This window comes from uncultured Roseovarius sp., assembly GCF_913054395.1.
GTDB lineage: Bacteria > Pseudomonadota > Alphaproteobacteria > Rhodobacterales > Rhodobacteraceae > Roseovarius.
Window position 1 is genome coordinate 1 of sequence record NZ_CAJXIP010000122.1, and the last position, 9,836, is coordinate 9,836.

The 9,836-nt window shown below is 63.7% G+C and carries 8 protein-coding genes and 1 pseudogene; 7 read left to right on the forward strand and 2 right to left on the reverse strand.

Annotated elements, in window-relative coordinates; all coding sequences use genetic code 11:
- Positions 1-235: pseudogene (locus tag QZ522_RS14645) on the forward strand (oxidoreductase); the annotation flags it as partial.
- Here QZ522_RS14645 and QZ522_RS14650 read toward each other — a convergent pair.
- On the reverse strand, positions 227-982 hold the full coding sequence (locus QZ522_RS14650; RefSeq protein ID WP_294613096.1) for a WecB/TagA/CpsF family glycosyltransferase: 756 nt from the start codon (positions 980-982) through the stop codon (positions 227-229). The pseudogene QZ522_RS14645 and the gene QZ522_RS14650 sit on opposite strands and share 9 nt — an antisense overlap.
- Before the next feature lie 253 nt (positions 983-1,235).
- On the opposite strand from QZ522_RS14650, the gene QZ522_RS14655 reads away from it, so the two are divergent.
- The 6 genes from QZ522_RS14655 (at position 1,236) to QZ522_RS14680 (ending at position 8,760) form a co-directional block, all read left to right on the forward strand.
- On the forward strand, positions 1,236-2,354 hold the full coding sequence (locus QZ522_RS14655) for a Gfo/Idh/MocA family oxidoreductase (protein WP_294613099.1): 1,119 nt from the start codon (positions 1,236-1,238) through the stop codon (positions 2,352-2,354).
- On the forward strand, positions 2,345-3,310 hold the full coding sequence (locus tag QZ522_RS14660) for an NAD(P)-dependent oxidoreductase (RefSeq protein ID WP_294613102.1): 966 nt from the start codon (positions 2,345-2,347) through the stop codon (positions 3,308-3,310). The genes QZ522_RS14655 and QZ522_RS14660 overlap by 10 nt, the downstream gene beginning before the upstream one ends.
- Complete coding sequence (locus tag QZ522_RS14665; protein ID WP_294613105.1) at positions 3,307-4,554, forward strand: glycosyltransferase; 1,248 nt, start codon at positions 3,307-3,309, stop codon at positions 4,552-4,554. Before QZ522_RS14660 ends, QZ522_RS14665 begins: the two co-directional genes overlap by 4 nt.
- A complete protein-coding gene (locus QZ522_RS14670; protein WP_294613108.1) occupies positions 4,551-5,516 on the forward strand; it encodes a glycosyltransferase in 966 nt (321 codons plus the stop codon). Before QZ522_RS14665 ends, QZ522_RS14670 begins: the two co-directional genes overlap by 4 nt.
- A gap of 12 nt (positions 5,517-5,528) precedes the next feature.
- Positions 5,529-7,634, forward strand: coding sequence for an NAD-dependent epimerase/dehydratase family protein (locus QZ522_RS14675; protein WP_294613111.1), 2,106 nt, complete (start codon positions 5,529-5,531; stop codon positions 7,632-7,634).
- A 181-nt stretch (positions 7,635-7,815) separates the two neighbouring features.
- The gene (locus QZ522_RS14680) at positions 7,816-8,760 is read left to right on the forward strand and encodes a CpsD/CapB family tyrosine-protein kinase (RefSeq protein WP_294613114.1); all 945 of its coding nucleotides are present in this window, start codon (positions 7,816-7,818) and stop codon (positions 8,758-8,760) included.
- Positions 8,761-8,766: 6 nt separating this feature from the next.
- Here QZ522_RS14680 and QZ522_RS14685 read toward each other — a convergent pair.
- Positions 8,767-9,836 (reverse strand): chain-length determining protein (locus QZ522_RS14685; protein WP_294613117.1); only part of this gene is annotated, 1,070 nt, incomplete at its 5' end.

Here is a 9,836-nt window from a genome sequence, read left to right on the forward strand (position 1 = left end):
CGTGATCAATGACTGGATGCCCGGCATGCTGGCGACAAGGATGGGCGTGGCGCATGGGCTTGACCCGGCGCAATCGGCCAAATGGGGCGCGCGACTGGCGCTCTGGCATGATCCGGCGCTGAACGGGAGCGTGTTTGAACGGGATCGCGAGATATTGCCGCCGCGCGGGATCAAAGCGCGGATCAAGGACGCGTTATTGATGCGACGGCGCCATCCGCGCGTGATCTCAGGCTGAGCGGCGCAAGCGCAGCGCGCGCAGGGCATGTCCGGGAAGGATCACGGCACAGCGGGCATAACGCGGCACCATCCGGCGCGGCTGAGCAAGTGCCCGCCACAGCCATTCCATCGCCATCGCCCGTATCCATCTTGGCGCACGTATCTGTTCACCGGCAATGAAATCAAGGCCCGCGCCAAATGAGGCAAATCCAATTTGCGGGAGCCGGGTGTAGGCGCGGGCGGCGAAGATTTCCTGTTTCGGCGCGCCAAGCGCCAACAGGCAGAGCCGCGCGCCGGACTGCTCCAGTCGGGTGATCATCTCGTCGGCTTCGGCCCCGCTCGGGTCAAACGCCATCGGCGGGGCGATCTGCGCCACAATTTTCAGCCCCGGCACCTGCGCGCAAAGCGTCCCTGCGGCATTCGTCAGCACCGGTTCGGTGCTGCCGAGCAAGGCCAGAGGCACATCCAGATCTGCGGCGATCCGCGCCAGCGGCACTACCATGTCAGCGCCCGGAACAAGCCCGACCTTGCGCCCTGCCAGCCGCGACAGCCAGACGATCGGATTGCCATCCGCCACGACCATGTCGTGTTTAAGGTAGGCCGCGAGAAAGGCCGGATCGCGCCTTAGTTTCACCAAATGATCAAGGTTGAGCGTGGCCAGAGCAAAACCATGGCCACCACACAGCCGCGCCACGATGTTTTGCTCAAGCGCGTTGCGGTCGCGGGGGTTAATCCGGATCGTCTGTTCTTCGATCTGACATTCCACGATGATGGCTCTTACTCAAGACACAGGCCGTTCCACCATAACAGTGTTTAGCCAAGGCTGGCTATAGAATGATGCCGGGGAAATAGTGCAAATGTGCGGCCAAGACGTGGCAAGTTGGCATCACAGGCTGGCAAAACCTGCGAAATTCGGGAAAATAGTCGAAATGTCGCCATTTTCATGTGGTTAGCGGTGATATGTTACAGGGGAACGGGGCAATGATCCGGGCAAAAGCTTCAGGTGTGAGGGGCGCTGCATGAGTCGTGTTGCGATCATAGGCTGCGGTTTCGTGGCCGATCTTTACATGCGCTCGCTGGCCAGTCACCCCGAGGTGACGGTTTGCACCGCCTATGACAGAGATCACGGTCGGCTCGCCGCGTTCTGCGCGCATTGGGATGTGGCGCCTGCGGCGGGTCTGGCGGGACTGTTTGCAACTCTCGGGCCGGACGATGTTGTGCTCAACCTGACCAATCCGGCCGCGCATTACGAGGTAAACCGCGCCTGTCTCGAGGCCGGGCGCCATGTCTACTCCGAAAAGCCGCTGGCGACTGATTTGGCGCAGGCGCAGGCGCTTCATGATCTGGCGCACGCGCGCGGCCTAATGCTTGCTTCGGCGCCCTGCTCGGTGCTTGGCGAGGCGGCGCAGGTTCTGGCCGCTGCCGTGCACCGCGACGTGGCGGGCACGCCGCGCCTTGTCTACGCCGAACTTGACGACGGGTTCATCCCGCAGGCCCCCTATCGCAAATGGCAGAGCGAAAGCGGCGCGCCCTGGCCCTATGAGGACGAGTTCAAGGTCGGCTGTACGCTGGAACATGCGGGCTATTACCTGACGTGGCTGATTGCCATGTTTGGGCGGGTTGAATCCGTTGTTGCCGCCTCGGCCCGTGTGATCCCCGGCAAGCCGGGCGCGGGGGCGACGCCGGATTTCTCGGTGGCGACGCTGTTTTTTTCCGATGGCCCGGTGGCGCGGCTGACCTGTTCGATTGCCGCGCCACATGACCACCGGATCCGGGTGATCGGTGACAAGGGCGTGCTTCAGGTGGCGCGGGCCTGGGACAATTCGGCGCCGGTGCGGTTTTTCCGCCGCCTGACGATCCGGCGGCGCCTTTTGGAGCATCCTTTCGGGCGCCGTATCCGCGCGCGCGGGGCCACGCACCCCAAACCGGGACGGTGGGGAGCGGCCTCGATGAACTTCGCGCTTGGTCCGGTCGAGATGCTGGCCGCCCTTGCCGAGGGTCGCGCCTGTAGGCTGTCAAACGACATGGCGCTGCACCTGACCGAGGTTACTCTGGCGATCCAGAACTCGGGCCGCACAACCGGGCCTCAAACGATGCAAAGCGGGTGCGAGCGCATGGATCTGTTGCCATGGGCGTGAGGGGGCAAACCGTCCTGATCACCGGCGCCAGCGGGTTTCTGGGCCGCGCGGTTGTGGCCGATATACTTGGCCGGGGCAATCACGTGCGGGCGCTCGTGCGAAGCTTGCAGCCCGGCGCGCTTGGGAAAGATGCCGAAACGGTGGCGCTTGATCTGGCGGCGGCAAGCCCCGCGCAATTGGCCGGGGTTTTGACAGGCGTTGACGTGGTGGTCCATCTGGCAAGCGCCCTGTCCGGCGATTGGGCCGTACAGGAGCGTGATACGCTTGAGGCGACCCGTCGCCTGACCCGCGCCATGGCCCAATGCCCCACGCCGCCGCGTCTGGTACTTGCCAGTTCCATGTCGGTTTATGGCGCGGATGCCGGCCTTGAGGGAAAGGTGATCGACGAGGAGACCCCGCTTGAAACGGATCCCTCGGGACGAGACAGCTATGCCCGCGCCAAGCTTGCACAGGAACGGATTGCCCAAGAGGCAGGTCTTGGCCTGACCATCCTGCGCCCCGGTGCGATCCTTGGGCCGGGGCGGGTGATGAACGCCCACCTTGGAATTTGGATCGGCCCGCTCCTGATCCTGCTTGAGAAGCGTGGCGAGGTGCCTCTTGTTGCGCTGGCCGATTGCGCGCGCGCGTTCGGTCTGGCGGTGACGGGCGTCGGGGCGGGCGGGGTATACAATATTCTCGGCGATGCTTGTCCGACCCGCACGGGCTTTGTTGCCGCGTTGCGCCGGGGGGGCTGGCCGCGATTTGTCGCGCCGCTCGGCTGGCGGGGCCTATATGGTCTGGCGCGGATGCTCGCCCCGCTTGGCCCGCGACTGCCGGGGCTGTTGCGCCCGGCCACTCTGCGTGCGCGGATGATGCCGGTTCGATATTGCAATGCCCGCGCCAAAACCGGGCTTGGCTGGCGCCCTGAACAGACCTTCGAGACCGCAATGCGCCAAGCCCTTGAGGTCGGGCCATGAGCGGGCCGATTGCCTATCTCACCGGCGAATATCCTCGTGCCACCGATACCTTCATTCAGCGCGAGGTCGCCGCCCTGCGCGCCCATGGCATGACGGTCGAGACCTGTTCTGTCCGGCGCACCGGCCCCGAGCATCACACCGGCCCCGAACAACGCCTTGAGGCCGCGCAGACCTTTCATGTGCTTGAGGCGGTCAAATCGCCGATCCACCTTATCCGCGCCCACCTTGCCGCATTCAGGCGGCCCAAGCGCTGGTTTGGTGCGCTTCGCCTTGCGTGGCGCACAAGCCCCGGCGGGATAAAACCCACGCTTTACCAGCTTATCTACCTGGCCGAGGCGGCGGTTCTGGCCGATCATCTGCGCAGGCGGGGCATCACCCATCTGCACAACCATATCGCCAAATCAAGCTGCACCGTGGCCATGCTGATGAGCGAGATGTCGGGCATTCCCTATAGTTTCACGCTGCATGGGCCAGATATCTTTTTCGAACCCTACCGCTGGCGGCTTGATGAAAAGATCGCCCGCGCCCGCTTTGTCGCCTGTATCAGCGAGTTCTGCCGTTCACAGGCGATGGCCTTCAGCGCGCCCGGACATTGGGCCAAACTGCATATCGTGCATTGCGGGGTCGATCCCTCGCGCTATGACGCCCCCGCGCCGGAGGCCCCCGCGCATCTGTTGTTTGTCGGGCGGCTGGCGGCGGTCAAGGGCGTGCCGGTGCTGTTCGAGGCGCTGCGCGACCTGTTGCCCGAACACCCCGGCCTGCATCTTACACTGGTGGGGGACGGGCCGGACCGCGATGGCCTTGAACGCGCCGCTCGTGCCATGGGTCTTGCGCCGCATCTGACCTTTGCGGGCTATCGCTCGCAATCCGAGGTGGCCGGGCTTTTGGCGCAATCGACCGCACTTGTCCTGCCAAGTTTCGCCGAAGGCGTACCGGTTGTGCTGATGGAGGCGATGGCTGCCCGCCTGCCGGTGGTCACCACCCGCATCGCCGGGGTGCCGGAACTTGTCGAGCATGGCAAAAGCGGTCTTGTGGTGGCGCCGGGCGATGTGGTCGCCCTGCGCGATGCGCTGTCGGAGATCCTTGGAAATGGCGACACGCGCCGCGCCATGGGCGAGGCCGGACGCGCGAAGGTGCTGGCCGAATTCACCTCGGACGGCGAGGGCGCGTGGCTGGCGCAACTGTTCAAAGGGTACGGCGCCGGGACGCCCCCAGGCGGCAAACGGCCGGGGGCGGGCACATGAGTTTTCGCATCGCCGCCGTGATCATCGGGCGCAACGAGGGCGCGCGTCTTGGGCGCTGTCTTGCCTCGCTTTCGCGGCAGGGTTTGCGCCTTGTCTATGTCGATAGCGGATCGAGCGACGATAGCGTCGCGGCGGCGCGCGCGGTGGGGGCCGAGGTGGTGGAACTTGATGCCGCCACGCCCTTTACGGCGGCGCGTGCGCGCTCGGCCGGGGCGGCAGCGCTGACCGATGACATGCCCGACGCGGTGCAATTCGTCGATGGTGATTGCGCCGTCGTGCCGGGTTGGATTGCGGCGGCGGCGCGCGCCCTTGAGGATGATCCGGGGCTTGGCCTTGTCACGGGATGGCGCGCGGAACTTTACCCGGAGCGCAGCGTTTATAACGCGCTCTGCGATCATGAATGGCACCGGCCGGCGGGCGAGATCATGGCCTGTGGCGGCGACATGATGGTGCGCGTTGCGGCCTTCGAGGGCGTCGGCGGGTTTGACCCCACGGTAATCGCCGCCGAGGATGACGAGTTTTGCACCCGCCTGCGCAAGGCCGGTTGGCGGCTTGTGCGCCTGCCGCTCGACATGACGCGCCACGACGCGGATATGAGCCGCTTTGGCCAGTGGTGGCAGCGCGCTGTGCGCTCGGGTCATGGTTTTGCGCAGGTGGGCGATCTGCACCCGGAATATTTCACCCGAGAACGCCGCCGGGTCTGGCTTTACGGCGCTGTCCTGCCGGGTATGGCCGTTTTGGGGCTGCTGTTCTGGCCGCTTTTGCCAATGGTTCTGGCGCTCTATGTCCTGTCCTATCTGCGCACCGTTCAGGGGTTGCGCCGCGAAGGCATGGCCACACGAACCGCGCTGCATCATGCGGTTTTCCTGAGCTTATCGAAATTTCCAAACCTGATCGGCATGCTGACCTATCGCCTGCGCAAATGGCGCGGACAGGCGATGCGGATTATTGAGTACAAGTGAAAAGGGGGCTGCATGGCCAGTGACATCAAGGTCGGGTTGATCGGGGCGGGCTATATTGCGGGCTGGCATGCCGATGCTTTGCGCGCCACACCCGGCGTGCGGCTGGTGGCGGTCTGTGACCTGTCGCGCGGCGCGGCCGAGGGGCTCGCCTCGGCGCATGGTGCGCGGGCTTTTGACTCGGTCGAGGATATGATCGCCGCAGGCGTGGTTGATGCGGTGCATATCCTGACCCCGCCGCAAAGCCACGGGGCACTGGCCAAGACCTGTCTTGCCGCCGGCCTGCATGTTCTGGTGGAAAAACCCGTCGCCCTCTCGGGGGATGAGGCGGCCGGGATCAATGCTGCCGCCAAGGCCGCCAACCGCCATTTCGCCGCCGGTCACAATTTTATGGGGTTGCCTGCCTATCGGCGCCTGAAGGACAAGATAGCGGCGGGTGATCTGGGGCGTTTGTCCAGCGCCGAGATCACCTGGTCGTTCCCGCTTGCCCCCCTGCGCTCCGGGCCGTTCGGCCTTTGGATGCTGCGCGAGCCGCGCAATCTTATCCTGGAACTCGGGCCCCATCTTTTTGCCTTTGCGCATGACCTTTTCGGCCCTGTCACGGTGACGGGCCTGAGCCTTGGCAAACCGATTGACCTGCCGGGAAGCGGGACGCGTCCGCAAAGCTGGCGGATCACGGCGCGGGCGGGGGACGTGGATATTGCCTTTAACCTGCAACTGGTGGAAACGCTGGATGACCGGTCTTTGACGGTGCGCGGCTCCTCGGGGATCGCGCGGCTGGATTACGCGGCGGATGTTCTTACCTTGGCGCATGAAAATACTGCCGATCTTGTGCTGAATCCGTTCAGGCGCCAGATGGCTGACGGCTGGGAGCATCTGCGTGAAGGCACGGTAAATGCCGCGCGGCAATTCGCCTCGCTGAACCGCAAATCGCCCTACGCGCTTAGCTTTCAGGGGCTGTTTGACGGGTTTTACAAGGCCATTCGCGGCATTGCCCCGCTGGATGCGCGCTTTGACGGTGCTGCTGCCGAGGCAGTGATGCGCGCGATTGATGCCACGATTGCCCTGATGCCCGATCAGGGCCGCGAAACAAGGGTTTTCCCTGCGCCGCGCCGTGCGCCCAAACCCACGGCGCTGGTCATCGGCGGCACCGGGTTTCTCGGGCGCGATCTTACCCGTGCCCTGGTGGCACAGGGGCGAGATGTGCGGGTGCTGTCGCGCGGGGCGCATGGCCCGTTCGCCGACCTTGCCGAACAGGTCGAAACCTGTCCTGTCTCTCTCAATGACGAGGCCGGTCTATGCGCTGCGATGGAGGGGATCGAGGTGGTTTTCAACCTTGCCCGCGCCCTTGGCGCCACATGGCAGGACTGTCTTGAAAACGATGTTGCCGTGTCCGACCGGATCGCGCGCGCGGCGCTTGCTGCGGGGGTCAAACGCTTTGTCTATACCGGCACGATTGCCTCTTACGACATGTCCGACAGCTCTGTTCGGATCACCGAGCAGACCGGCTTTGCCGCCGATATGAGCGATCGCAACCTCTATGCCCGCTCCAAGGCGGAATGCGAGGCACGGCTCTGGGCGATGCACCGAAACGAAGGGCTGCCGCTCAGCATCGCGCGCCCCGGTATCGTGGTCGGGCGCGGCGGGCCGTTGCAGCATTGGGGGATTGGCCGCTGGCATGGCGCAGGCGCGGTACGGATCTGGGGGCCGGGCAACAATCCGCTGCCCTTCGTCATGATCGGCGATGTGTCTGACGGGCTAATCCGCATGGGAGAACAGGACGCTGCCCTTGGTCAGTCGTTCAACCTTGTCGGCGATGTTCAGCTTTCGGCCCGGGCCTATTTTGAGGCCATCCATAACCGCCTTGGCGCGCGTATTCGCGTCACTTCGGGAAATCTGACGGCGCTTTGGGCGGCGGATGCGGTGAAATCCGCGCTGAAAACCTATGCGCTGCGCCGCCCCGGCGTGATCCGCGCCTCGTTGCGCGACTGGAAATCGCGGGCGCATTTCTCGTCTTTCGACAACAGTCAGCCGAAATCGGTCCTCGGATGGGCACCAATCGGGGACCGCGAGGCGTTTCTGCAAAAAGCGGTGGATGAGGCCAATTTGATGGGCTTCTGAGGCAGCCCTTCGCGTGGCATACAATCTCTCTTTTTCGGACGCATTGTTGCCGGATTTACCCTGTTTACCTAGGGGGGCAGGCAAAGGAATTTCAAATGGCTGAGCAGGGCCTTTTCAGGTTGGCAAAGACGACGTGCTTCGGCGCGCCATTTTGCATCGGCTATTGTCCGGGACGGGAGTCATGAAATTGCCGCGCCATGACGCCTATATGCGCCGACGCGCCGCGCGCCGTACCGGGACCGGGGCGGTCACGCCAGAGCCCGATGAGGCGCCCCTTGCGCTCATTCCGAAAATCACCGAGCGGCCCGCAGAAACAAAACCGCTCATACTCGAAACCTCTGTGCGCCAGCAGCCCGAGCCTGAGCAGGTTGAAGGCGCCAAAGCGACGCCGGCAGGGCAACCGTTGCTTTGGCCAAAGCTGCGTCATGTGGCACTGGACGCCAGGCATCTGACGCGCAACCGCCTGATCAGTGCCACGCGCGAAGACCCGGCCCATGTGGCCTTTGACGTTTTGCGCACCAAACTTTTGGCGACCCTGCGCGCGAACGGCTGGCACCGCGTCGCGATAACCTCGCCCACGCCCGATTGCGGCAAATCCTTTGTTGCGGCCAACCTCGCCATAAGCCTGTCGCGTCAGGCCAGCGTTCATACCATGCTGATGGATCTGGATCTGCGCCGCCCGTCGCTGGCGCGTACCCTTGGCGTATCTGCGCCAGGGCCGATAGCGTCGTTCCTGACCGGTGATGCCACGATCGAGCAGCAGTTTCTGCGCCCGGCAGAGAACGCCTTGAACATCGGGGATACGCTTGCCTTAGGCCTGAATGATCGCGTCGAAACCTATGCCGCGGAGTTGCTGCAATCCCCCCGGACAGCCGAGGTTCTTGACGATCTCTATGCCCGTCTGCGGCCTGATGTCGTGCTCTTCGATTTGCCCCCGGCGCTTTATTATGACGACGTTCTGGGGTTCCGGCCGCAATTTGACGGGGTGCTTCTCGTGATAGGTGGCGGGCACAGCACCGCGCAAGAGGTGCGCGATGTAAAACGTCGCTTCGGGGCGGATACACCGCTGCTTGGTGTGGTTCTGAACCGGGCCGAGGATGGCGATATTGCCAGATACGGCTATTAGACGGCGCTAGGGGCTGCCCAGAAACCGCAGTGGAATGATCCGTTCGTGAATCAGGCGCAGCACCAATGGAAGGCTGAACAGCGCAAACAGGAATGCGGCAATGGCTTTGGCCGCCCGAATGCGCCGCTCACGGCGGAGCCGGATAACCGGAATTGTGACCACCGGAGTAATCTCAAGCTCTTGTTCAAGCTGTTCGGCACTGCGCAGCGCCGGGTTCATAAGTTCAAGAACAAGCGCCAGAACCAACCCCAACAGCAAACTTGCCGCTCCGCCCATCAAGGCCAGCTTCTTGCGGCTGGCCGATACTGGAATCGCAGGCGGGATGGCGGTTTCGAGGATCTCGAACCGCTCTTGCTGTTGGCTGTTTTCCAGAACGCTGGCCATCTCGGCCTCGACCCGGTTGCGGGTGATCGTATTGAGCTGTTCCTGCAATTGGGTCTGCTTGCGGCTTAGCGCGCCCAATTCCCGTTCGACACGCGGGGCGGCGATAATTGCCTCTTCAATCCCGGAAATACGGGCCTCTACAAGCGCGCGCTGGTCGCCAAGCTGTTCCGCCTGGCGCGTAAACACCTCCTGACGCTGCCGCGAACTGTCGGTTTCCAGCGCGATAATCTGGCGTTCAATCTCAAGACTGGTTTCATTCAGCATGTTGAGCTGCGCGCGCAGCGCGCCCGCGTTCGCGGGAAGCGCATCGGCATTGGCGCGCTTGAACTCTGCGATTTCGGCCTCGACAGAGGCGATCTGAGCGCTGACGCGCGCCTCTTCGGTGCTATAGAAGCCCAGGGTTTCGCGTACCAGAGCAAGGCGGCGTTCCCGGTTCTGCGTCAGCACGGTATCGACAAATTCATTGGCAATATCCGCTGCTTTCTGCGGGTCGCCAAGACGTACCGTGACGCTTAGCCCCGAGGGGGTTGTCGCCACGCCCTGCAAGCCGACGGAAATCTGCTCGATCCGCGTCGACATCCGCAGATTGTAGATCTTTTGCGGCAAGGGCATCTTGGGGGCATTGGCGAACAGATCATGTTTGTCGATCACCTTGATCAGATTGTCGCGCGCCATCAGCCGCTGTTCGATCA

Excerpts from the sequence above, each read along its gene's own strand:
- QZ522_RS14655 (WP_294613099.1), top strand. The coding sequence starts at position 1,236 with ATGAGTCGTGTTGCGATCATAGGCTGCGGTTTCGTGGCCGATCTTTAC.
- QZ522_RS14660 (WP_294613102.1), top strand. The coding sequence starts at position 2,345 with ATGGGCGTGAGGGGGCAAACCGTCCTGATCACCGGCGCCAGCGGGTTT.
- QZ522_RS14665 (WP_294613105.1), top strand. The coding sequence starts at position 3,307 with ATGAGCGGGCCGATTGCCTATCTCACCGGCGAATATCCTCGTGCCACC.
- QZ522_RS14670 (WP_294613108.1), top strand. The coding sequence starts at position 4,551 with ATGAGTTTTCGCATCGCCGCCGTGATCATCGGGCGCAACGAGGGCGCG.
- QZ522_RS14675 (WP_294613111.1), top strand. The coding sequence starts at position 5,529 with ATGGCCAGTGACATCAAGGTCGGGTTGATCGGGGCGGGCTATATTGCG.
- QZ522_RS14680 (WP_294613114.1), top strand. The coding sequence starts at position 7,816 with ATGAAATTGCCGCGCCATGACGCCTATATGCGCCGACGCGCCGCGCGC.